Raw genomic sequence first — 22,539 nt, forward strand, 5'->3', positions numbered from 1 at the left:
TGTATGGATTATTTTTTGGATGTTGTTCTTCCCATTCCTTTGGAAAGACTCTTCACATATAAAATTACCCAGGCTGAAGCGGATTATATAGAGGGAGGAATGCGCGTGGCCGTTCCTTTTGGTAAATCAAAAATATATACTGCGTTAGCCTATAGGGTGCACCAGAATGCCCCCGAAGCCTACGAACCCAAAGAAATTTATCAAATTCTTGATGAACAACCTGTTGTGACCCAAGTGCAGTTGAAGCATTGGGAATGGGTGGCCAAATATTACATGTGCACTTTGGGAGAAGTCATTAGGAGTGCCCTGCCGAGTGCTTTTATGTTGGAAAGCGAAACACTGATTTTGCCCAATAAAAAAGCTGATGTTGACGAAGCAGAACTTACCGACGACGAATTTTTGGTCTTCGAGGCGCTTCAGCATCAAACCGCTTTAAAAATTTCCGAGGTCAGCGATATCGTTGATAAGAAAAATGTATTGAAGCTCATCAATACGCTTGTCCACAAAGGGGTTGTGCTTCAAAAAGAAGAATTATACGAACAATACAAGCCTAAGTTGGTCCGATATGTAAAGCTTTCGGAAAAATATGATGATGAGGAACAGTTGGCCGACCTATTGAACGAACTTACCCGGGCACCCAAGCAAAGTCAAGTAGTACTGTCCCTTTTTCAACTGAAATCAAAAAAAGGAAACAAACCCATTGCCATTGCCGAATTGGAAGAAGAGAGCAGGGCATCCAGAGCGGTGATAAAATCACTTATCGACAAACACATTCTGGATGAATACCATATCCGAAAAGATAGGGTAGAGTTCGATGAGCGTTCCGAAGCATCCAAACATGTGGATTTAAATGAATATCAGCATCAGGCTTTGGGAGCTATCAATGATGGCTTTTCAGAGAAAAAACCTGTTTTGTTGCATGGAGTTACATCATCGGGAAAAACAGAAGTATATGTAAAACTGATTCAAAAATGTTTGGAGGAAGGCAAACAAGCCTTGTATTTGCTCCCGGAAATAGCATTGACCTCACAATTGATCAATAGACTGAGGCATTACTTTGGCCATCAAGTATCCGTTTATCATTCAAAATATAGTATTCACGAGAGGGTAGAGGTGTGGAACAACGTGTTGGAGAACGCTGAAAAGGCGCAGATTGTAATTGGTGCACGTTCATCTTTATTCCTTCCGTTTACCAAGTTGGGTTTAGTGGTCGTGGATGAAGAGCACGAAACTTCCTTTAAACAATTTGATCCTGCTCCTCGTTACCATGCCAGGGATGCCGTCGTGGTTTTGGCTTCATTGCACAAGGCTCATATAGTCTTGGGCTCTGCCACACCAAGTATTGAGAGTATGTTCAATGCTAAAACCGGTAAATATGGCTACGCCAGCATTTCTCAGAGATATGGTGAAGTATTGATGCCGGACATCAACTTGGTGGATATCAAGGAGGCCACACGTAAACGTAGGATGAAAGGGCATTTTTCGGAAATCCTTATCAAAGCGATTACGGAAGCATTGGAAGAAGGGGAGCAGATTATTCTTTTTCAGAATAGGAGGGGTTTTGCTCCGGTTGTCGAATGCACTACCTGTGGCCATGTGGCACAATGCCCAAACTGCGATGTCAGTTTAACCTATCACCAACACAGAAATCAACTGCGTTGCCATTATTGCGGTTACCATATGGCATTGCAACAGGCCTGTTTGGCCTGTGGTAGTTCAACTTTGGACAACAAAGGTTTTGGTACGGAACAGATCCAACAGGAGTTAGAGCAGTTGTTTCCCGATGTTTCGGTGGGACGTATGGATTTGGACACCACACGTGGCAAATATGCTTATGAAAAAATCATTTCATCTTTTGAAAATCAAGAAATGGATATTTTGGTGGGCACACAGATGGTGACCAAAGGATTGGATTTTAGAAATGTAAGCTTGGTAGGTATAATGAACGCTGATTCCATGCTCAATTTTCCCGATTTTCGTGCTCATGAACGTAGTTTTCAAATGTTGACGCAGGTGGCCGGTAGGGCAGGGCGTACCCAAAAACGGGGCAAGGTGCTTATTCAGACCTACAATCCGTACCATCAAATTCTACAGCAGGTGACCACGAACAATTACGATAAAATGTTTGAGGAACAGTTTTACGAGAGGGAACAGTTTAAGTATCCGCCTTTGGTGAGGCTCATTAAAATTACTTTAAAGGACAAGGATTTCAATAAATTGAACGAGGCTTCGGATTGGTTGGCGGGTTCTTTGCGAAATGTGCTCGGCCGTAACATTCTTGGTCCAGAGTACCCTCCTGTGGCTCGAATCCGAAGGGATTATCTGAAAAATATAATGATCAAGATTCCTCAAAAACAGCCTTTGGCACAAACAAAAAATAGCATTAAAAGAATTGAGAAATCCTTTAATGCTATTTCCAAGTATAAAAGTGTAAGACTGGTCTACAATGTGGACCACATATAATTATACGTTTGCCAGGGCTTCCGCCAGTTCTGTCTTTTTGTTTCTACTTAAAGGAATCTGTCTGCCCCCTACCTCAACATTTTTGCTGTTGAATTTCTCGATTTTCTCCAGATTCACAATGTAAGATTTATGAATACGTAGAAATTTTTCGTCAGGCAATTGCTTTTCGAAAGATTTCATAGTGGAAAGGATTACAATATTGGCTTCATCGGTCACCAATTTGATGTAATCACCCAACGCTTCTATCCATTTAATATCGTTCAAGATAACCTTGCGTTTTTTCAGGTTACTCTTTACAAAGATGTGTTCCTCGTCTTCATCTACCCTGTTCATTTGCTCGTATTTGGCAACGGCTCTTTTTACGGAAGCTTCAAAACGGGCCAAGGTTATGGGTTTGTGAAGGTAATCGGTAACGTCGTAATCGAACGCTTTAAGTGCATAATCAGGTTTACCGGTAATAAGGATAACCTGTGGTGGGTTCTCTAGGGCCTCTAATAGGTCAAAACCACTGATAATCGGCATTTCAACATCTAAAAAGATAAGATCGATATCGTGGTTTTTTAGGCCATTTTTGGCTTCAATGGCATTGCTGTACTCAGCAACCAAAGCTAGGTGTGGGTGATTGTTGACCAATTTCGCAACGGCCATGCGCTGCATGGAAGAATCGTCTACAATTATACTTTTTAATTTCATGAATGGGGTGATTTGTAGGGTTTTAAATCATCGGCAAAGTACATAAAAAACACGGTTAAGAGCAACAAAAGATGTAAACATGGTCTATTTTGTTGTGTAAATTGCCATATGTGTTATTTAGGTTTAAAAGGTTTTTAATGTTGATAACTCATGTACTTAAACGAAGTTTTTTTACTTTTCTTGCAAGGAGAAAGAAATATTATTAATTTTGCGCTCCTTTAAAAATATATTATAATGAACCATTACGAAACTGTTTTCATTTTGAATCCCGTTCTGTCTGAAACACAGATAGAGGAAACAGTCAAGAAATTTGAGGATTTCTTGATTAAGAATGGTGCCAAAATGGTCTCCAAAGAAGATTGGGGACTTAAAAAATTGGCCTATCCCATTCAGCACAAGAAAAGTGGATTTTACCACTTGTTCGAATTCCAAGCTCCAGGTGAGGCCATCGGCCCTTACGAATTGGAATTTAGAAGAGATGAGCGCATTATGCGTTTTCTGACCGTTAAATTGGACAAGCATGCAATTGCTTGGGCGGAGAAAAGAAGAAACAAACTAAAAGCAAAGGCATAAGGGTATGGCATCTATTGAGCAACAAGCAAAAGCAAAAAAAGACGGGGAAATCAGGTATTTGACCCCGCTTAACATTGAGACCAACAAGCAAAAGAAGTATTGTAGGTTCAAAAAATCAGGTATCAAGTATATTGACTACAAAGATCCTGATTTCTTGATGAAGTTGGTGAACGAGCAAGGTAAATTGCTTCCAAGAAGACTAACAGGTACTTCTTTGAAATACCAGAGAAAAGTGGCACAGGCCGTTAAACGTGCCCGTCACCTAGCGTTAATGCCGTATGTTGGCGATATGTTGAAATAAAAAACACCAGAGAATGGAACTTATTCTAAAAGAAGATGTACAGGATTTGGGATTTAAGGATGATATCGTTACCGTAAAGAACGGTTACGGCAGAAACTTCCTTATCCCTCAAGGTTTGGCCGATTTGGCTACACCTTCGGCCAAAAAAGTTTTGGCAGAAAACCTTAAGCAAAGAGCTCACAAGGAGAAAAAAGTTATTGACGAGGCTACCAAAATTGCCGATGCATTGAAGCAATTGGAGATTAAGATTGCTGCAAAGGCAGGTGCCGGAGATAAATTGTTCGGTTCTGTTACCAATATCGACCTTGCTGCTGCTTTGGACAAAGAAGGACAACAAATCGATAGGAAATTCATCAATATTAAAGGTGGGGCTATCAAAAGAACTGGTCCTTACGAGGCTATTATTAGATTGCACAGGGAAGTTGTAGTAGAATTCCCTTTTGAAGTAGTTGCGGAAGCTAACTAAACTTCATAATACATTAAACAAAAAAACCCGAGCAATTTGCTCGGGTTTTTTTATGATATTATTTAAGACCAACAGGCTATTGCTGCTGTTCCAAAGCCGCTCTTAATCGTCCCTGAAGTTCGGTATCACTTTGCAATGCCATGGCTATGGTTTGGTACCTTTCCATACTTAACCCCTCATTACTTATAATTTGCTCGATTTGCTGGGTAAAACCTACCTGCATCTCCTGTATTTCGTTCATTAACTTGCCAAAACGCTCTTTTTCTTCGTCACTGGCATCCACAGTTTTTTCGGGAGAAGCCGCTGCTTGGTACATTTCGTTAAACCTATTGGCTTCAAAACCACTTTCTTCCACAGTTTTCATTACTTTTTGCTGTGCTTCCATATTCACTTTCTGGATATCCTGGAAAGCAGAAGCTATCTTGTTCAGTTCTGTGTCGCTAACCTCTACCTGCTCTTGCGCGTTGATTTGGGAAAAAACGGTCGCACCAAGGGTTGCCATGCAAACCATGAACGTTTTCATCGATTTTAAAAATGTCATTTTATCTTCTTTTAATACATGTTAATTTCCGAAGCTAAAGTATTTATAAGGGCTTACCAAAGAATAGAGGTTAATATATACTTAAAGCTGAAGGTACAATCGAATAATTCTCCGCCATAAATTCGGTGCTTATCATAAGCCTTTTTATTTTTGCAGGATGAAGTACAGACGTTTGACAAAAGAGCAATTAGAAGAGCTACACCCGGAGTTTATCAACTTTTTGGCAACCCAATCCATCACAGCCGATGAGTGGGAAAACCTAAAAAGGGAAAAACCAGAGGTGGCAGAGGAAGAAATCGACGTTTTTAGCGACCTTATCTGGGAAGGTGTATTGAACAAGGTCGAGTATCTTGAAAATGTATCGGAAAAACATATGCATCTTTTCCATCTTACGGAGAAGGAAATGAAGTTGCTCTCTGTCAAGATTTTAAACCCTGAAATCGATTTGAGGACCGAGATAGGTTTTGGCTGGTTCAAGCGTAACTACCAATCTGATTTTGTGGAATATCTATCGGCTTCCAAGGCTTATGGGGAAGATAAAAATGTGGACAAGTTTGAAATCATTAAACAAGGTGCCGTTATCACTAAAGGAGAGTTGTACCAGTGGTTTGACCAGATTATGGAACACTGACCAAAAGCGTATATTTGCACGAGAATTTAAAATCACATGGCGAACAAACCATCCATAGCTAAAGGAACCCGCGATTTTTCACCTGCAGAGGTGTCCAGACGTAACTATATCATCCAAACCATAAAAAAGCATTTCGAAACTTATGGTTTTCAACCTATTGAGACCCCGTCTTTTGAGAATTCGGAGACGCTAATGGGCAAATATGGGGATGAAGGCGACCGCTTGATTTTCAAGATATTGAATTCGGGTGATTTTATTTCCAAAGTGGATGATGTGACCTACAGTTCAAAGAATTCAGCTTCATTGACCCCGAAAATCTCTGAAAAGGCACTCCGCTACGACCTTACCGTCCCATTTGCACGATATGTGGTGATGCATCAGAATGAGATTGACTTTCCGTTCAAGCGGTATCAAATCCAGCCTGTGTGGCGTGCAGACCGTCCGCAAAAAGGGCGTTTTCGTGAGTTTTACCAATGTGATGCCGATGTGGTAGGTGCAGATTCGCTACTTCAAGAAGTTGAATTGGTGCAGTTGTACGATGCCGTTTTTACTGATTTGGGCCTGAAAGGGGCCACGATCAAAATCAACAATAGAAAGATACTATCAGGAATCGCAGAAGTAATCGGTGCCAAACATTTGTTGGTGGACTTTACCGTGGCCTTGGACAAATTGGACAAGATAGGCGAGGAGAAGGTGAAGAGCGAGATGATGGAAAAAGGTATTTCTGAAGCCGCCATTGCTAAGGCTCAGCCTCTTTTTGAGATGACGGGAACCGCGTTCGAACAATTGGAAAAACTGAAATCTATCCTTGCCGATTCCGAAATTGGAATGTTGGGTGTCTCCGAACTGAAAGAGATTATTTCCACCGTGGACATGGTTGGGCTTCAATCGGCCAGCCATACATTGGATGTTACTCTTGCCCGTGGGCTTAATTATTATACCGGTGCCATTTTTGAGGTAGCTGCTCCCGAAGGCGTACAAATGGGTTCTATTGGTGGTGGTGGCCGCTACGATGACCTTACCGGTATTTTTGGTCTGAAAGATGTGAGCGGGGTAGGCATCAGTTTTGGATTGGACCGTATTTATTTGGTTTTGGAAGAATTGAACCTGTTCCCTGACAGCTTGGATACTTCATTGGACGTACTTTGCCTCAACTTTGGAAAAAAAGAAGGGAGAGCGGCCTTAAAACTGGTTTCAGGACTGCGTAAAGAGGGGCTTAGGGCAGATTTGTACCCTACGGACACCAAAGTGCAGAAGCAGTTCAAATATGCCGACAAAAGAGGAGTGCCCTATGTGATTCTTTTAGGGGACCAAGAGTTGACCGACGGTAGATTTGTGGTCAAAAATATGAAGACGGGTGACCAATTTGACTATCAGTTGGACTCGCTTCAAGCATTTGCGGAAAAAATCAAGTCCGACTTTTAATTTCCTTGATGATAGTTTTATAATAGGTCGGTCCGTGCGGTACGTACTTGCCGACACTGGCCAAGCCCCAGGTTTCCTCAGCAAATTTGAATAGAGGAACCAAGGCTAAATCTTCAACCTCACTTTCCTGTTTAATGAGCTGGTTGAGGGAAATGCTGAGCTGGCACAGAAAGATATGGTGCAGTTCAGCATCAATAAAGTCCTCGGATAATTTGTGAATGGCCTTAAAAGTGCCCAAAGGTTCCAAATCCGATTCTGAAATGGTAAGTCCAACTTCTTCCGCTACTTCACGAATGGCAGCAGCAACAATTTCTTCCCCGGCGGAAACATGCCCGGCCACAGAAACATCCCAAAGTAAAGGGTGCGTAGATTTATCTTTGCCACGTTGTTGAATTAAAACACGGCCATCTGAGGTGTACAGCCATATGTGAACGGTAGGGTGCAACAAACCTTTGCGGTGTGCTTCAGATTTTAAACAGGATTCCCCTGTTGGTTTTCCATGTTCGTCCAAAATGTCAACGTGCTCATCCATATCACATAAAGATAAAAAAAAGTCGCCCCGAAGAAGTTTCGAGGCAACAAATTTTAATATCCGTATGATGGATAATAATCAGTTAATCAAAATAACTGAAGGTTTCTCCCTCCTTAATATTCAACAATGTCTCATAAATCAAACGGATAACGTTCTCCACATCATCCTTATGTACTGTTTCTACCGTGGTATGCATGTAGCGCAACGGTAACGATATCAAAGCTGAGGCTACACCGCCGTTACTGTAGGCAAAAGCATCGGTATCCGTTCCTGTATAGCGAGATGATGCATTACGCTGGAATGGAATTTTATTTGATTCAGCTGTTTCCAAGATACGCTCACGTAATTTGTTCTGCACCGCAGGAGCATAGGAAATCACTGGTCCATCGCCAATTTTGGTCTCTCCCTCGGTCTTTTTGTTGATCATCGGGGTAGTGGTATCGTGGCAAACGTCGGTTACAATGGCCACATTGGGTTTAATGGTCTGCGTAATCATTTCAGCACCACGAAGCCCAATCTCTTCTTGGACCGAGTTGGTAATGTACAATCCAAAAGGAAGTTTCTTTTTGTTCTCCTTGAGCAGGCGCGCAACCTCGGCAATCATAAAACCACCCATTCTGTTGTCCAAGGCACGGCAAACAAATTTGTCCTTGTTCAAAATATGGAATTGGTCGGGGTAGGTAATAACACAACCCACATGAACGCCCATTTTTTCTACTTCTTCCTTATCCTTGGCACCTATATCGATAAAAATATTGTCCAATTTTGGAGACTCTTCTTTTTCCTTGTTCCTGGTGTGAATGGCAGGCCATCCAAATACTCCTTTCACAATACCGTTTTTAGTATGGATGTCCACCCATTTTGATGGAGCAATTTGATGGTCGCTACCACCATTTCTGATTACATAAAGCAATCCATCATCGGTAATATAGTTGACGTACCAAGAAATTTCATCGGAATGCCCTTCGATGACCACCCTATATTTTGCATCTGGATTAATTACACCTACGGCGGTGCCATAAGTATCCGTGATAAACTCATCTACATACGGCTTTACGTAGTCCATCCAAATTTTCTGACCTTCCCATTCATATCCTGTTGGAGATGGATTGTTCAGGTATTTTTCTAAAAATTCAAGGGATTTTTCGTTAATGATTTTCTCTTTTGACATGTATCTGATTTAGAACACAAACTTAAGAATATTCACTTTTATTTAATAGCCAAATCATACCTTTATACTTACTTTTGGCAAGACTTTTGACAAAGAAATATGATGCTACGTATCTGTTTTTTAGTTATTTTCTTAACGATTAATGGTTTCGGATGGGCCCAAGAATCGAAAGACTCTATTAAAACTCCGATGGATTCGATTGCCAACGATTCCATAGAGGACTACTATGTTAGGTTCGAAGGGGATTCCATTTTGATGAGCTCCATTGAGTTGGAGGAGGTCTATATTTTCGGAAAACTTGACTTTGCCAGTCGAGAGGATAAATTACGTTACTACATTCTTAGAAGAAAAACCTTGAAGGTATACCCATACGCCAAATTGGCGGCCGAACGATTGGTGGAACTGAACGATAGTCTTCAACACATTAAAAAACCAAGGCACCAAAGGCGTTACACTCGGAAGGTCCAAAAATATATCGAAGGGGAATTCTCCGAGGAACTTAAAAAATTGACCCGAACGGAAGGTCAGATTTTGGTAAAATTAATTCATCGTCAAACAGGAACCACCGCCTTTGATCTGGTCAAAGATCTGAGGAACGGGTGGCGTGCGTTTTGGTACAATACCACTGCTAGTTTGTTTAAAATCAGCTTGAAGGAAGAGTTTCGTCCGGAAGAGGTGCACGAGGATTATTTGATAGAGGATATATTGCAGCGGGCCTTTGCGGCCAGTAGGTTGGAGCGGCAAAAATCTGTCTTAGACTACGATTATGCCCAACTTTCAAACAAATGGAAGAACCAATCACCCAATACGGGAAATTAATCTTTTTGTTTTTTTCCGAAAACAGCATCCATTACAATGCCCACCGACCTAAACCCTAGGCAAATAGCCAAAATGGCGCAAACAATTCCTAAAATCAAAACGGGCCAGTAAAAGGGATGTCCTTCATTTTTAAATGCTTCATAAATCAAAAATGGCCCCATAAACATGGCAAGTACGGTGTAGCCAAATGATTTTACTCCTTTTACCAGAAGTTCTTTGTTGGTTCGCTTCATAAGGCCAAAGTAGGAATATTAGCTTATATTTAGAGGATATAGCACTAAAAATTGACCATGGAAATTCTTGTTCTTGGCGTTGTTGTCCTCTTTATTATTGTTGCCACTGTAAAATTTAAAATGCACCCTATTTTTTCACTGACCATTGCTGCTGTGGCTTCAGGTTTTCTGTTGGGAATTGCACCGGCAACTATCATGTCCACTATGGCAGAGGGCTTTGGAAGTACCCTCTCAGGCATTGGATTGGTCATTGCATTCGGGACGGTAATCGGTATTTACTTAGAAAAAACGGGAAGCACACAGGTATTGGCCAATAGTATTTTAAAACTTATCGGGTTAAAGAATTCTCCGTTGGCCATCAATTTAGCTGGATTTGTGATTTCGATTCCCGTGTATTGCGATTCGGGGTACATTATACTTTCTTCATTAAATAAGGCCATCAGTAAAAAAACAGGGATTCCGGTACTTGTTTTTGCCATTGCCCTGGCCACAGGACTTTATTCGGCCCACGTGTTTGTGCCTCCTACACCGGGTCCTTTGGCCGCTGCTGCCATGCTAGATGCGGATTTGGGAATGGTATTGATCTTCGGACTCTTGGTAGCCATACCTGTTTCCATTTCTGGATATTTTTGGGCAAAATTTATAGGGAAATCTTTACAGGAAGAAGAAATGCTCGAAGAAAAGGAGGACTTGAAGGAGGTTACGTCCACCGTGAAACCTTTTCAAGCTTTTTTACCGTTACTGGTTCCGATAGTTCTGATTGCGATGAAATCTGTTGTGGACTATCCGACCCATCCCTTTGGAGAAGGTACAGTCTTCTTAGTTTTCAACTTTTTGGGCAGTCCGGTAATCGCCTTGTTGATCGGGGTTTTCTTTGCTTTTGCGTTGGGCAAAAAGGTTCCTTCGGAAGAGAAAAAGGAATGGGTGCCCGAAGCGTTCAAGCAAGCGGGAGCCATTGTCCTCATAACTGGAGCAGGAGGGGCGTTTGGTGCTATTTTGAGAACTATGGACATTGCATCCATCATTAATTTGGAGTCCAGCACTGGAATGGGAGGACTTTTAATTGCTTTTGCAATTTCAGCAGTGCTCAAAACGGCTCAAGGTTCCTCCACGGTTGCCATCATTACCACATCTGCCATCATTGCACCGCTATTGGAAACTTTTGGTTTGGTTTCCATTACTGATAAGGCCTTGGCTGTTCTGGCAATTGGAGCAGGGGCCATGACGGTTTCACATATCAACGATAGTTATTTTTGGGTGGTTTCACAGTTCTCCCATATGAAGGTTAAAACAGCGTTGCGTGGACACACTTTGGGGACCTTGGTTCAGGGTGTAGTTGGTATTTTGATGATTTTGATAATCTATGCGTTTGTCTAAAAGGCGCTATTCAATAATAAGGTTGCGTTTATATTCTTGTACTACGGCAAAGTAACCCAGTGCAAAATCATTGGGATTCTCCACATCATCGATTACGGTAACGCTCTCCGCTCCAGTAATATCAAAAACATTGCCTCGAACCGTGGCCACAGGTGTCTGAAAAGGCCCTCCGCCATTTCCTGTTTGCTCAAGCACTAGGTCCATATAATTGTAAAAACCTTGTGTTGCCCCTAAAATACTGACCGTCACCTGGTCTCCGGGTTCGGTCTTGTCATCATAGAAAAAGGAAAACTGGAATTGTTGTCCTTGGAAGAATTCGTCCTCTACCGTTTGAAATTCACCGAACATAAAATCGAATACATAAAAATTGTCCGCTTCGCCATCGTCCGTGAAGGTCACGATGATTTCAGTTTGATCTTCATCGAAAAAGACTTCGTCTCCTTGTTCCAGATTATCCAAAGGAACGGTCGGTACGTATTCTGTTTGGGCAAAGTAGTATCTATCTTGATAATTGATTTCTAATATAAAAACGGTCCCCAGTTCAGCGGCCGAAGATCGTATTCGTTGGTCCGTAGGCAAATTCGGGTCTGGGATATAAATTCCGGAGCCGGGTGTTTCTTCCACCAAGGATGATGTGGATAGAGCATCAAAGGCACCTTCGCTGTTCAACTGGCCATACGATATCATCACGCTCTCTGCCTGCACGGGTTGATTTTCTTCGAAAAAAATACTACTGGCTTTTAGGCCTAAGCGCACATTGATGAATTCCTGTTCCTTGTCCACGCGCAAAAGACCATCTACCACCAACTTGGACTCTGTTTCCGATAAACCGACATCAACAACATCTTCACAGGAACCGAATATTAGCGCAATAAATAGATAAGCCAATAACTTTTTCATGGTGTTAAAATTTAAAATTATAGGTTACGGAAGGGATGATTCCGAAAATAGATGTCCGAATGGCTTCGTTCCTTCCCGTGTCCTCATTTTCCCTAAAGTTTATCGATGCTGCATTTTTGCGGCTGTACGCATTGTAAATACTGAATATCCATTCGGATTGAACTTTTTTCCGCTTATTTCGTATTGGGGTCAGAATGGCAGAAATATCCAATCTGTGGTAATCAGGTAAGCGTTCTTTGTTCCGTAGTCCGTAGTATGGCACGGTCATATCCTCAAATTCAAATTGACCGATTGGATAATTGGTCGGCTGCCCCGTCTGATAGATAAAATTAGCATTGAAGCTCCATTTTTCATTAAGCTCAAAACTGCCATAAACGGAAAGGTCGTGCGTTTTATCGTATGGGGTGTTGTACCATTGTCCCATGTTGATTCCGGTTTCCAAAGTGGTTCTTCCAGGAGTCCTTTGCTCAGATTTCGATAGGGTATAGGCCAACCAGCCTGTAAATCGACCTTCATTTTTTCGAATCAAAAGCTCCAAACCGTAAGCTCTGGCCTCGCCGTTCAATATGACTTGTTCTATCGCATCATTGGCAATAAGGTTGGCGCCGTCGATATAATCTATTCTATTTTGGATGGTCTTGTAGAATGTTTCTGCTTCCAAACTATATGCACCTTCCTGGATATTCCTGAAATAACCAAAGGCATATTGGTCCAAAAGCTGTGGCTCCACAAACGGACCGCTGGGTGTCCATACATCCAAGGGGGTGGGAGAGTTTGTGTTGGAAATTAGGTGTAAGTATTGTGCCAACCGGGTGTAACTTGCCTTTATGGAGTTATTTTCCTTAAACGTATAGGACATGGAAATCCTCGGCTCCAGATTAAAAAATGATTTCATGGTTTCGCTACGGCCAGGACTAATGGTGTCTATGGGGTTCGCTTCTCCATAGGTTTGGGTAAAAGGGTCAAAATCCACAGGATTGTCATCGGCATAAACAAAGAACTCGTCCTGCCCAAATCTGCTGAACTGACTTGCTCTTAGTCCATATTCTACGCTTAGGTTTTCCGTGATTTCATGTTCTATATCAATATAGGCGGCATTTTCGTTGGCGTATTTTTTGGTGAGTTGATCTTCAACGATACCTGAATCTGGGCTGTTGGGAATTATCTTCCCTGGATTGAATACATAATAGATACTGTTTATCCCGTAATTCAACTGGAGTTTGTTGTTCAAGTAGTGTTTTAGGTCATACTTTAGGTTAAAGTTTTGGATACCAGAGTTCCATTCAAAGCCCACAAAATCAAGCTCTAGGCCATAATAGTAATCGGAATAAATAAGGGAAAGGTTGGAGAAAAGCTTATCGGAAAACAAGTGGTTCCATCTCAAATTACCCACAGCATTTCCATATTCGTTCACAAAACGGTCGCTGACGTTAAAAAGATCTCTACCAAAGTATCCGGAGAGAAAAACACTATTATTCTCATTGATTCTATGGGTAATCTTGGTGTTAAGGTCATAGAAATAGGCCTTGTTGTCTATATCGAATAAAGGAAGAAATAGGTGTGCATAGGACGCCCTTCCGCCGACTAGAAAAGAAGTTTTGTCCTTTTGAATGGGCCCCTCTATCAATAATCTGCTCGCGACCGCACCAATACCCCCGTTTACTTTAAACTCTTTGCTGTTCCCTTCTTTTTGAAAGATATCGAGTACTGAGGAGACCCGTCCACCATATCTTGCAGGGATTCCGCCCTTAAAAAGTTTTACATCCTTAATCGCGTCAGGATTGAATACGGAAAAGAAACCGAACAAGTGGGAGGAATTGAACACGGTGGCCTCATCTAGTAGGATAAGGTTTTGGTCCGCTGCGCCACCACGAACATTAAATCCAGAAGATGCCTCTCCTGCACTAGTAACACCAGGTAAAAGTAATAGCGATTTTATAACATCGGATTCACCTAGCACCACGGGAATCTCCTTTATGGTGTTGGATGTCAATGAGGTAACGCTCATTTGGGGTTTGCGGATATCCAGTTTTTCCACATTGTCCGTGACCACGACCTCTTGAAGTTCTTCTGTTTTTTCGGTCAAATTGAAGTCTAGCTTCACATTCTTGTTCAGAGTAATGGTTTGTACAATTTCCTGAAAACCGAGATAGCTCACTATGATTTGATATTCTCCCTCGGGAAGCGTTATGGAATAAAAACCGTACTCGTTGGTGGTAGTCCCGGTTGTAAGCTCGGAAACGGCCACTGTGACCCCTATCAAGGACTCGTTGCTGGATGCTTCGAAGATTGTGCCGCTAAGGGTGTACCTCTCTTGGGCCTGGATCACAAAAAAATGCCCAAACAGGGCTAGCAAAAATGCAAGATGATGTCTGGGCATTCGATTGATTTTTTTAAAAGTACACATTTATCTAATGGTGAAAAAACGAATGTAGTTACGGAAGTTTATTTTAACATTGGTAAAGGGTAAAATAAAAGGCAGCCATGAATCGGCTGCCTTTTACTCTTAGGTATGTTTGTTTTGACTATCCAATGGAACTCAAAATAGTGTTTAGAGTTTCGCTGGGTCGCATCGCTTTTGATGCCATTTCTGGGTCTGGAAGATAATATCCTCCGATATCAACTGGCGAGCCTTGTGCGTCTATCAGTTCTTGAGCGATTTTATCCTCGTTGGAGGACATTGCATCGTACACTTTGCAGAATATGGTTTTTAGCTCCCCATCTTTGTCCTGTTTGGCCAATTGCTCCGCCCAGTACAATGCAAGGTAGAAGTGGCTTCCACGGGTATCTATTTCATTTACTTTTCTAGATGGTGACCTATCCTGGTTCAAGAATTCTTCGGTTGCTTTGTCCAGTGCATCGGCAAGCACCTGTGCCTTTTGGTTATTGTTCTTTTCTCCGAAGAATTCCAAAGAAACGGCCAAGGCCAAGAATTCACCAAGGGAATCCCATCTTAAGTGGCCTTCTTCCAAGAATTGCTCCACGTGTTTTGGGGCAGAACCACCGGCACCTGTTTCAAATAATCCACCACCGTTCATCAAAGGAACAATGGACAACATTTTTGCGCTGGTCCCAACTTCCAAAATAGGGAAGAGGTCGGTCAAGTAATCCCTCAATACGTTACCGGATACGGAGATGGTATCTTTTCCTTCTTTCATGCGCTTCAAGGTGAACTTGGTGGCTTCGATAGGGGAAAGAATCCTGATATCCAATCCAGATGTATCTTGGTCTTTTAGGTAAACGTTCACTTTTTTGATCAATTCGGCATCATGTGCCCTGTTTTCATCCAACCAAAAAACGGCAGGTGTTCCAGTGGCCCTTGCTCTTGAAACGGCCAATTTGACCCAGTCCTGAACAGGCGCATCCTTAACTTGGCACATTCTCCAGATATCACCTTCTTCTACCACATGCTCTATCAATGTTTCACCAGCAGCGTTTACCACCTTTACGGTGCCTGCTTGCTCTATTTCAAAAGTTTTATCGTGAGAACCATATTCCTCTGCTTTCTGGGCCATCAAACCTACATTGGGAACTGTTCCCATGGTTGTTGGGTCGAAAGCACCGTGTTCTTTACAAAAATCGATGGTAGCTTGGTATACTCCAGAGTAGCTGCTATCGGGAATGATAGCTTTGGTGTCCTGAAGCTCTCCGTTCTTATCCCACATTTTACCAGAGTTTCTGATCATGGCAGGCATGGAGGCATCGATGATAACATCACTTGGTACATGAAGGTTGGTAATGCCTTTATCGGAATTTACCATGGCCAAATCAGGTCCGTTTTCGATACTTGCCTTGATAGCTCCTTCGATTTCTTTGTGTTGGTCTTCCGGTAGTTTTCCAATTTTATCGAACAGGGTCTCCAATCCATCGTTAGGATTGATTCCCAATTTTTCGAAAGTGTCGCTATAGTTTTTAAACAGTTCAGAAAAATATACTTCCAAAGCATGTCCAAAAATGATGGGGTCGGAGACCTTCATCATGGTGGCTTTAAAGTGCAAAGAAAGTAGGATGCCTTTTTCCCTTGCGTCGGCGATTTCTTCGGTCAAGAATTCAACCAATGCTTTTTTGCTCATTACTGTGGCATCGATAACCTCACCTTTTAGAAGGGCCAGCTTATCTTTTAGCACGGTTGTGTTGCCGTCTGTACCTACCAATTCGATACGGACTTCGTCTGCATTGGATAGCGTCAACGATTTTTCGTTCGATTTAAAGTCACCGTGGGACATGGTGGCCACATGGGTCTTGGAATCCGAAGACCATTCGCCCATAGTGTGCGGATGTGCCTTTGCGTAATTTTTTACTGCTTTTGGAGCACGTCTGTCCGAGTTTCCTTCGCGGAGTACTGGGTTTACAGCGCTACCTTTTATTTTGTCATATTTCGCCTTTATGGCTTTTTCCTCGTCGGTTTTAGGCTCGTCGGGGTAATTGGGCAGGTTGTAGCCTTTTTTTTGTAATTCCTCAATGGCTTCTTTCAACTGCGGAATGGAAGCACTGATATTCGGAAGTTTTATGATGTTGGCCTCAGGAGTCTTGGCAAGTTCGCCCAAAATGGACAAATCGTCTGGTATTTGCTGTTCCTTGGTCAATAATTCCGGAAACATAGCGGCGATTCTACCTGCCAAAGAAATGTCCTTGGTCTCTACTTCGATATCGGCTGTTTCGGTGAATGATTTTACAATGGGTAAGAAGGATAATGTTGCTAAGGCGGGTGCCTCGTCTGTTTTGGTATAATAAAGTTTAGCCATTTATATGTATTTGTTTGAGCGGTTGCAAATATACGATATATGGACGGTGAAGAACGAACGGAAGTGACTAAAAGTGTGGGTTTTTGGTGATAATTTGTTAAAAAACAAAAGCCATTTCCTTGTTTTTACCAAGGAGATGGCTTTCAGAATGGACTCAAGATTTGTTTGGTGGTACCAAAACTGTAACCTATTTGATTACATCTTTTGCCCTTTCGACGTTTGCTTTGCAATGTTCTTAATTTTTCAACTAATCTACATTACGCAAAGTGTACTGTTACATTCCTAAATTTTATCAAAATGGGAAATTGCTCTTCCATCCGCACATAAAATCTATTATTTCTCATTGGGTTTTGCCAAAGCACCTCCCAAGTCAAAATTCCTTTTGTGATCAGTAGTGTTACCAATTAAAAAGGGAATCCACAGTTTTAAAGAACGTCAACTTTAAATCGATATGTTCGTGATGGTATCACAATCATATCTTCATCTAAAGTAGAACAGAAAATTAATTTTTGCAATTTTACAAGTCATTAAAAATCAACATAATATGAACCGAGGTTATTAACAATTGTTCATAAAAAAAGCACCCAAAATGGGCGCTTTTCATGTTGTACAGGATATTGATTATCCTTTAACTTCTTTAATACGGGCCTTTTTACCGGTAAGACCTCTAAAGTAGAAGATTCTGGATCTACGTACTTTACCTTTTTTGTTTACTTCAACTCTTTGCAAAGCTGGCATGTTTACTGGGAAAATTCTTTCCACACCTACAGTACCGGACATTTTGCGGATAGTAAAAGTTTCTGTTGCACCGCTTCCTCTACGTTGTATTACTACACCTTTAAAGAACTGGGTACGAGTTTTTTCACCTTCCTTGATTTCGTAATACACAGTGATGGTGTCACCAGCTGAGAATTTTGGAAATTCTTTTTTTGGAACAAATTCGTCTTCAACAAATTTTATTAAGGATTCCATTTGTATGTTTTTTAAATGTTTTTGCAAGACCAACTTACACGGATTTCGTCAGAGGTTGATTTTGAGATTGCAAAAGTAATCTAATATTTAGAAATAGCAAGTTGTTTTTTGCCTTTTTGATTTATTTTTCCAAAAGGTCGGGCCTTCTTTCTTGGGTACGCTCCATGGCTTGTTGCTCCCGCCATTTCTCAATTTTTGGAAAGTTGCCGCTCAACAGGATTTTGGGGACTTCCATTCCTTTATATTCTGCAGGTCGGGTGTACACAGGCGGTGCTAATAAATTGTCCTGAAACGTATCGGTCAGGGCAGAGGTTTCATCATTCAATACTCCAGGGAGCAATCGAATCACGGCATCGCATAAAATGGCAGCGGCAAGTTCACCACCGGAAAGCACATAGTCACCAATAGAAATTTCACGGGTCACGAACATGTCCCTCACCCGTTGGTCCACACCTTTATAATGTCCGCAAAGCACAATAATGTTCTTTTTCATGGAAATTTCATTGGCCATTCCCTGATTCAGGGTGTTGCCATCTGGTGTCATGTAAATGACTTCGTCGTATTCTCTTTCCGATTTTAATTGAGAAATGCATTTATCGATAGGTTCTATCATCATCACCATTCCAGCTCCACCGCCAAACTGGTAATCATCAACCTGTTTATAGTTTCCGGTGGTGTAATCCCTCAAATTATGAAGGTGCACCTCTGCCAAATCCTTTTCTATGGCCCGTTTTAAGATGGAAGCCTCAAAAGGACTTTTTAGAAGTTCGGGAAGTACGGTGATAATGTCTATCCGCATGGACATTGTTGTTGTGTATTGATTTGCCGCAAAAGTAGTGAATGCTGGCAATAACTGCTATATAAAAGAAAGGCTTCCGAAATGGAAGCCTTAATTCTTATTTTTTTTGTTTGTTCAGTTCGTCCTGTAGCTGTCGACTTATTTTCTGCTCTCGTTCAAGTGCTCTTCTCCTGTGGTTTTGATACTCATCCTCTAACTCGGCAAGTGCAGATTTGGCCTGCTGCGTCAAAAAGTTGCTATTTCTAAATCGATAGATAAAGAACAAAAGGAGCAACAACAGTCCAAAAATAATGGACCACAATATTAAATTGTATGTTCCTTTGCTAATAAGCATACCAAAGAAAGAAATACTGTCTTTTTCCTCGGTTACACTGTTTAATTTATTGGTGGTTTCTTGCAGTTTGCCATTTAAGCTTTCTATTTCGGCATCATTTGAGGTGATGGTTGCCGATAGGTCCTTGATAGTTTTATTGGCTGCATCGATAGAATCAAAGACATTTTCTTTTGTTTTGTGCAGTTCAGATATTTTAACTACCTCATATTGGATGCCTTTGGCCCGATAGTTGCCCGACTTACGTTCCAATTCTTCGAACTGACCCCTTAGGGTGTTGTCAGTTTCTTCTGTTGATTCATCTTCCTGTGCGTGTACGGACAGGGCTGGGATGAGTAAGGCTAAGGCAAATAAAATGCGTAAATGCTTCATGTTCAATAATGTTCTCGTATTAAATTTAGATTAAGGGTGAGGCGAAATTACATCAATATACCTAATTTAAAAAAAGAAAATCAGTTCAAAGAACAATTCGTCCCCCACTAATAATACGTATAACGCCTAACTTTTGCGATATATTTTGCCAATCGTACAACTTGATGCGAATAACCATACTCGTTATCGTACCAAATATACAATACCACATTTTTTCCGCCGGGAGCTACAATAGTGGCCTTACTATCATAAATGGATGGCGCTGTGGTGCCTACAATATCCGAAGAGACCAATTCGTTGCTCAGCGCATATTTTATCTGCTCCACCAAATCGCCTTCCAACGCATATTTTTTAATGATGGTATCTATGCCTTCTTTCGATGTTTTGTTTTTGACTTCTAGGTTAAGAATGGCCAAGGAACCGTTGGGAACCGGAACCCTAATGGCATTTGAGGTCAGTTTCCCTTTTAGCGATGGTAGCGCCTTGGCGACTGCAGAGCCCGCTCCTGTTTCCGTAATCACCATGTTGAGTGCGGCTGCACGGCCACGACGGTATTTATTGTGCATATTGTCCACCAAATTTTGGTCGTTGGTATAGGCGTGTATGGTCTCCAAATGCCCTTTTTTGATGCCCAAAGAATCTTCAATTACCTTTAGGATAGGGGTAATGGCATTGGTAGTACATGACGCAGCAGAGTATATTTTTGTCTTGTCCGGGTCAAAATCCTTATGGTTTACACCGTGGACAATATTGGGGACCTCTTTTCCCGGAGCGGTCAACAATACCTTGCTGGCTCCTTTCGATTTTAAATGACGGGATAGTTCTTTGTTATCCCTAAATGCCCCTGTGTTATCAATAATCAAAGCATCTCCAATGCCATATTTGGTATAATCGATATCTTCAGGTTGATTGGCGTTGATGATTTTCACCGTGGTACCATTAATGATGAGTGCTTGTTTTTCCACATCCACATCCACCGTTCCGGTAAATGGTCCGTGAACCGAATCGGTTTTAAGAAGGGCTGCTCTTTTTTCCAGAACTTCCCTGTTCATCTCACCCCGGACTACGATGGCACGTAACCGTAATTGACTGCCTCGGCCCGTTTTGGCCATAAGTTCGCGTGCGACCAAACGTCCAATACGTCCAAAACCATAGAGTACCACATCTTTTGGTTCAATGGCTTTGGAGGTTTGAGCGCCTTTAAGTTTGTCAATCACAAAGGCCTTTACATTTAAATGGGCGTTTTGGTTGGAATTGTATTCGTAGGTCAGCTTGCCAATATCGAGTTTGGCCGGAGGGAGGTTAAGGTCGTTAATGGCCCGTAAGATTTCCACAGAATCAAAAATGGACATAGGTTTTTGGACAAACTCACCCGCATATTCGTGCAGGTTGATGATGTCGCTCACGTTCTTGTCTATAATTTGATTTTTGAAGAGAACCACCTCAATGGCTTTATCGTACCAAAGGTCGCTTATGATTTTTATAAATTCTGTAGTGGCTTTACGTCTATCTGCCTGAAAGGCAAGTTCTTTTTCGTAAGATAAATTGTCGTTCATGGATGATGGTTGCGGTTGTGATCATTAATTTCTTGGCTAAATTATATATTTCAAACGTTTTCGTAAAACATATTGGATATAAAAAAAAGCGTCCTTTTCAAGACGCTTTTAAGTGTTTTTTTAGCACTTTTTACTGAAGTATCATGTGCTCTTTTTCACCATTTTCATTGATCATGGTGAAACTGGTTCGTCCATATCTTGATATTTGGCCAAATTGTTTTTTTGCATCATCAATATTCTCGATGGGTTCACCATCCAATTCAATAATAACCTTGTTGGTCAAACCATATCTAGAGTAGCCTTGGGGAACATCAATGATCTTAACGCCCTTGGATACACCGAACTTCTTTTTATCTTCTTTGGTCAAGTTTTTTACCCTGAAAGATGTAGCAGGTAAAATAACGCTGTTCTGTTTTTTCAACGTCACATTTTTTACCAGATTTTCACCATCACGGTCCAATGTCACTTGCACCACATCGCCAGGCCTCTTTGAATTTAAGTATCCTGTAAGTTGGGAGAACTTGCCAATATCTACGTTATCCACTTTTTTGATGATGTCACCTTCTAGTAAACCGGCTTCATCGGCACCCGAATCTTCTTCAACCCCTGCTACATATACTCCCTCTAGTTCATCAAGCCCTTTTTCAATGGCCAATGGAGACCTTGTGTTGGCTGCAGAAATTCCCAGAAGACCTTTTTGTACATTTCCGAACTCCATAATATCTTCCACAACTTTTTTGGCAATGTTGCTCGGTACCGCAAAGGCATAACCAATATAGGAGCCGGTCTGTGAAGTAATAGCGGTATTGATGCCTATAAGGTCACCATTGGTGTTCACCAAGGCCCCGCCGCTATTTCCGGGGTTTACTGCTGCATCGGTCTGTATAAAGGATTGGGCACCGGAAGGAGCAAGCGATCGTGCTTTTGCACTTACAATACCTGCGGTTACGGTAGAGGTGAGGTTAAACGGGTTACCAACGGCAAGCACCCACTCACCAATTTTAGCGTTGTCGGAATCTCCAAATGCCAAGTAAGGCAAAGCGTCTTCGGCATCTATTTTTAACAGGGCGATATCGGAGTCTGCATCGGTTCCGATTACTTCTGCTTCATACGATTTATTGTTGTTGAGAACCACCTCAAGTTGACTTGAGTTGGCGATTACGTGATTGTTGGTCACAATATAACCATCAGGAGAAATGATCACCCCGGAACCTGTCCCTACCTGCGGGGTCGATTTACGTTCATAACCATAAAAGAACTCGGCAATATTGGATGAACCTCTACTGCTCATGGTCATGTTTTTAACGTGAACCACAGAATTTACCGTTTTTTCGGCCGCAGAGGTGAAATCTACCTCATTGATTCCGGCTCCTCTTGCAGAGGTGTCCAAGTTACTCGTGGTCACAAAAGGCGTTTCCTCTTGTGCAGTGACCCATTTGTAGCTTTCTTTCTCAAAAAATAATTTGTAAGCTCCAAGCGTAATTGCACCTGCAAATACGGAAACAAGGAATAAACTAGCTATTTTCTTCATAATTCATTAACAATTTAACATTAAGCTTTATCAAAATTAAAAGTTTTCAATTTTTGGCTAGGTCGGTTTAACGCTGTTTTAACTACAAAAAAAACCTTAAAGAATCCC

At 41.6% G+C, this 22,539-nt stretch carries 21 protein-coding genes; 8 read left to right on the forward strand and 13 right to left on the reverse strand.

Features of this window, described 5'->3' with window-relative positions; genetic code table 11:
• Nucleotides 1-3 precede the first annotated feature (3 nt).
• Nucleotides 4-2,463: a replication restart helicase PriA gene (gene priA, locus DCK90_RS02925; RefSeq protein ID WP_108244676.1), complete on the forward strand. Its 2,460-nt coding sequence runs from the start codon at nucleotides 4-6 to the stop codon at nucleotides 2,461-2,463.
• Here the strand turns inward: priA and DCK90_RS02930 are convergent, their stop codons facing one another.
• Complete coding sequence (locus DCK90_RS02930) at nucleotides 2,464-3,156, reverse strand: LytR/AlgR family response regulator transcription factor (protein WP_108244677.1); 693 nt, start codon at nucleotides 3,154-3,156, stop codon at nucleotides 2,464-2,466.
• Nucleotides 3,157-3,390: 234 nt separating this feature from the next.
• Between DCK90_RS02930 and rpsF the strand changes: the two genes are divergently transcribed.
• The 3 genes from rpsF to rplI are packed head-to-tail and all read left to right on the forward strand — an operon-like array spanning nucleotide 3,391 to nucleotide 4,496.
• A complete protein-coding gene (gene rpsF, locus DCK90_RS02935) occupies nucleotides 3,391-3,729 on the forward strand; it encodes a 30S ribosomal protein S6 (RefSeq protein ID WP_014031369.1) in 339 nt (112 codons plus the stop codon).
• A gap of 4 nt (nucleotides 3,730-3,733) precedes the next feature.
• Entirely contained in the window at nucleotides 3,734-4,030 is a 297-nt protein-coding gene (gene rpsR, locus DCK90_RS02940) for a 30S ribosomal protein S18 (protein WP_106145737.1), read from the forward strand.
• A gap of 13 nt (nucleotides 4,031-4,043) precedes the next feature.
• Nucleotides 4,044-4,496 (forward strand): 50S ribosomal protein L9, encoded by a 453-nt coding sequence (gene rplI, locus DCK90_RS02945; protein WP_108244678.1) that lies wholly within the window; start codon nucleotides 4,044-4,046, stop codon nucleotides 4,494-4,496.
• A 76-nt stretch (nucleotides 4,497-4,572) separates the two neighbouring features.
• Here rplI and DCK90_RS02950 read toward each other — a convergent pair whose 3' ends face one another.
• On the reverse strand, nucleotides 4,573-4,998 hold the full coding sequence (locus tag DCK90_RS02950; protein WP_159075748.1) for a DUF4168 domain-containing protein: 426 nt from the start codon (nucleotides 4,996-4,998) through the stop codon (nucleotides 4,573-4,575).
• Nucleotides 4,999-5,194: 196 nt separating this feature from the next.
• Between DCK90_RS02950 and DCK90_RS02955 the strand changes: the two genes are divergently transcribed.
• Together DCK90_RS02955 and hisS are read left to right on the forward strand one after the other, a co-directional pair.
• Nucleotides 5,195-5,668 (forward strand): DUF6495 family protein, encoded by a 474-nt coding sequence (locus DCK90_RS02955; protein ID WP_108244680.1) that lies wholly within the window; start codon nucleotides 5,195-5,197, stop codon nucleotides 5,666-5,668.
• A 36-nt stretch (nucleotides 5,669-5,704) separates the two neighbouring features.
• Nucleotides 5,705-7,093, forward strand: coding sequence for a histidine--tRNA ligase (gene hisS, locus DCK90_RS02960; protein ID WP_108244681.1), 1,389 nt, complete (start codon nucleotides 5,705-5,707; stop codon nucleotides 7,091-7,093).
• Here hisS and DCK90_RS02965 read toward each other — a convergent pair.
• Together DCK90_RS02965 and DCK90_RS02970 are read right to left on the reverse strand one after the other, a co-directional pair.
• Entirely contained in the window at nucleotides 7,077-7,625 is a 549-nt protein-coding gene (locus DCK90_RS02965) for an NUDIX hydrolase (protein ID WP_108244682.1), read from the reverse strand. The genes hisS and DCK90_RS02965 overlap by 17 nt on opposite strands.
• Before the next feature lie 82 nt (nucleotides 7,626-7,707).
• Entirely contained in the window at nucleotides 7,708-8,796 is a 1,089-nt protein-coding gene (locus DCK90_RS02970; protein ID WP_108244683.1) for a M42 family metallopeptidase, read from the reverse strand.
• A gap of 102 nt (nucleotides 8,797-8,898) precedes the next feature.
• Here DCK90_RS02970 and DCK90_RS02975 point away from each other — a divergent pair, with 102 nt between their 5' ends.
• Nucleotides 8,899-9,615: a DUF4294 domain-containing protein gene (locus tag DCK90_RS02975; RefSeq protein ID WP_108244730.1), complete on the forward strand. Its 717-nt coding sequence runs from the start codon at nucleotides 8,899-8,901 to the stop codon at nucleotides 9,613-9,615.
• On the opposite strand, the gene DCK90_RS02980 is transcribed toward DCK90_RS02975, so the two are convergent.
• Nucleotides 9,612-9,848, reverse strand: a complete 237-nt coding sequence (locus DCK90_RS02980) for a DUF6095 family protein (protein WP_108244684.1) — start codon at nucleotides 9,846-9,848, stop codon at nucleotides 9,612-9,614. The two genes, DCK90_RS02975 and DCK90_RS02980, sit on opposite strands and share 4 nt — an antisense overlap.
• Before the next feature lie 57 nt (nucleotides 9,849-9,905).
• Between DCK90_RS02980 and DCK90_RS02985 the strand changes: the two genes are divergently transcribed.
• A complete protein-coding gene (locus DCK90_RS02985; RefSeq protein WP_108244685.1) occupies nucleotides 9,906-11,225 on the forward strand; it encodes a GntP family permease in 1,320 nt (439 codons plus the stop codon).
• Nucleotides 11,226-11,231: 6 nt separating this feature from the next.
• Here the strand turns inward: DCK90_RS02985 and DCK90_RS02990 are convergent, their stop codons facing one another.
• From DCK90_RS02990 to DCK90_RS03025, 8 genes are all read right to left on the reverse strand, one after another.
• The gene (locus DCK90_RS02990) at nucleotides 11,232-12,125 is read right to left on the reverse strand and encodes a DUF4249 family protein (RefSeq protein ID WP_108244686.1); all 894 of its coding nucleotides are present in this window, start codon (nucleotides 12,123-12,125) and stop codon (nucleotides 11,232-11,234) included.
• Between the two features lie 4 nt (nucleotides 12,126-12,129).
• The gene (locus DCK90_RS02995; protein WP_108244687.1) at nucleotides 12,130-14,505 is read right to left on the reverse strand and encodes a TonB-dependent receptor; all 2,376 of its coding nucleotides are present in this window, start codon (nucleotides 14,503-14,505) and stop codon (nucleotides 12,130-12,132) included.
• 145 nt (nucleotides 14,506-14,650) lie between these two features.
• Nucleotides 14,651-16,870: an NADP-dependent isocitrate dehydrogenase gene (locus DCK90_RS03000; RefSeq protein WP_108244688.1), complete on the reverse strand. Its 2,220-nt coding sequence runs from the start codon at nucleotides 16,868-16,870 to the stop codon at nucleotides 14,651-14,653.
• 621 nt (nucleotides 16,871-17,491) lie between these two features.
• Nucleotides 17,492-17,842, reverse strand: coding sequence for a 50S ribosomal protein L19 (gene rplS / locus DCK90_RS03005; RefSeq protein WP_014031354.1), 351 nt, complete (start codon nucleotides 17,840-17,842; stop codon nucleotides 17,492-17,494).
• Nucleotides 17,843-17,963: 121 nt separating this feature from the next.
• Nucleotides 17,964-18,641 (reverse strand): tRNA (guanosine(37)-N1)-methyltransferase TrmD, encoded by a 678-nt coding sequence (gene trmD / locus DCK90_RS03010; protein ID WP_108244731.1) that lies wholly within the window; start codon nucleotides 18,639-18,641, stop codon nucleotides 17,964-17,966.
• A gap of 97 nt (nucleotides 18,642-18,738) precedes the next feature.
• Nucleotides 18,739-19,344, reverse strand: coding sequence for a tRNA (guanine-N1)-methyltransferase (locus DCK90_RS03015; RefSeq protein ID WP_108244689.1), 606 nt, complete (start codon nucleotides 19,342-19,344; stop codon nucleotides 18,739-18,741).
• A gap of 107 nt (nucleotides 19,345-19,451) precedes the next feature.
• Nucleotides 19,452-20,900: a glyceraldehyde-3-phosphate dehydrogenase gene (locus DCK90_RS03020; protein WP_108244690.1), complete on the reverse strand. Its 1,449-nt coding sequence runs from the start codon at nucleotides 20,898-20,900 to the stop codon at nucleotides 19,452-19,454.
• A gap of 130 nt (nucleotides 20,901-21,030) precedes the next feature.
• Nucleotides 21,031-22,431, reverse strand: a complete 1,401-nt coding sequence (locus DCK90_RS03025) for a S1C family serine protease (RefSeq protein WP_108244691.1) — start codon at nucleotides 22,429-22,431, stop codon at nucleotides 21,031-21,033.
• Nucleotides 22,432-22,539 lie beyond the last annotated feature (108 nt).

This window comes from Muricauda brasiliensis, from assembly GCF_003057865.1.
GTDB classification, from domain to species: domain Bacteria; phylum Bacteroidota; class Bacteroidia; order Flavobacteriales; family Flavobacteriaceae; genus Flagellimonas; species Flagellimonas chongwuensis.

Bases quoted from the DNA above. Each gene is read 5' to 3' on its own strand.
- trmD (WP_108244731.1), bottom strand. From the start codon at position 18,641: ATGCGGATAGACATTATCACCGTACTTCCCGAACTTCTAAAAAGTCCT.
- DCK90_RS03025 (WP_108244691.1), bottom strand. From the start codon at position 22,431: ATGAAGAAAATAGCTAGTTTATTCCTTGTTTCCGTATTTGCAGGTGCA.
- rpsR (WP_106145737.1), top strand. From the start codon at position 3,734: ATGGCATCTATTGAGCAACAAGCAAAAGCAAAAAAAGACGGGGAAATC.
- DCK90_RS02930 (WP_108244677.1), bottom strand. From the start codon at position 3,156: ATGAAATTAAAAAGTATAATTGTAGACGATTCTTCCATGCAGCGCATG.
- priA (WP_108244676.1), top strand. From the start codon at position 4: ATGGATTATTTTTTGGATGTTGTTCTTCCCATTCCTTTGGAAAGACTC.
- DCK90_RS02950 (WP_159075748.1), bottom strand. From the start codon at position 4,998: ATGGCAACCCTTGGTGCGACCGTTTTTTCCCAAATCAACGCGCAAGAG.
- rpsF (WP_014031369.1), top strand. From the start codon at position 3,391: ATGAACCATTACGAAACTGTTTTCATTTTGAATCCCGTTCTGTCTGAA.
- DCK90_RS02985 (WP_108244685.1), top strand. From the start codon at position 9,906: ATGGAAATTCTTGTTCTTGGCGTTGTTGTCCTCTTTATTATTGTTGCC.
- DCK90_RS03000 (WP_108244688.1), bottom strand. From the start codon at position 16,870: ATGGCTAAACTTTATTATACCAAAACAGACGAGGCACCCGCCTTAGCA.
- DCK90_RS02965 (WP_108244682.1), bottom strand. From the start codon at position 7,625: ATGGATGAGCACGTTGACATTTTGGACGAACATGGAAAACCAACAGGG.
- rplS (WP_014031354.1), bottom strand. From the start codon at position 17,842: ATGGAATCCTTAATAAAATTTGTTGAAGACGAATTTGTTCCAAAAAAA.
- DCK90_RS02975 (WP_108244730.1), top strand. From the start codon at position 8,899: ATGCTACGTATCTGTTTTTTAGTTATTTTCTTAACGATTAATGGTTTC.
- DCK90_RS02970 (WP_108244683.1), bottom strand. From the start codon at position 8,796: ATGTCAAAAGAGAAAATCATTAACGAAAAATCCCTTGAATTTTTAGAA.
- DCK90_RS02990 (WP_108244686.1), bottom strand. From the start codon at position 12,125: ATGAAAAAGTTATTGGCTTATCTATTTATTGCGCTAATATTCGGTTCC.
- DCK90_RS02980 (WP_108244684.1), bottom strand. From the start codon at position 9,848: ATGAAGCGAACCAACAAAGAACTTCTGGTAAAAGGAGTAAAATCATTT.
- DCK90_RS02955 (WP_108244680.1), top strand. From the start codon at position 5,195: ATGAAGTACAGACGTTTGACAAAAGAGCAATTAGAAGAGCTACACCCG.
- rplI (WP_108244678.1), top strand. From the start codon at position 4,044: ATGGAACTTATTCTAAAAGAAGATGTACAGGATTTGGGATTTAAGGAT.
- hisS (WP_108244681.1), top strand. From the start codon at position 5,705: ATGGCGAACAAACCATCCATAGCTAAAGGAACCCGCGATTTTTCACCT.
- DCK90_RS03015 (WP_108244689.1), bottom strand. From the start codon at position 19,344: ATGAAGCATTTACGCATTTTATTTGCCTTAGCCTTACTCATCCCAGCC.
- DCK90_RS03020 (WP_108244690.1), bottom strand. From the start codon at position 20,900: ATGAACGACAATTTATCTTACGAAAAAGAACTTGCCTTTCAGGCAGAT.
- DCK90_RS02995 (WP_108244687.1), bottom strand. From the start codon at position 14,505: ATGCCCAGACATCATCTTGCATTTTTGCTAGCCCTGTTTGGGCATTTT.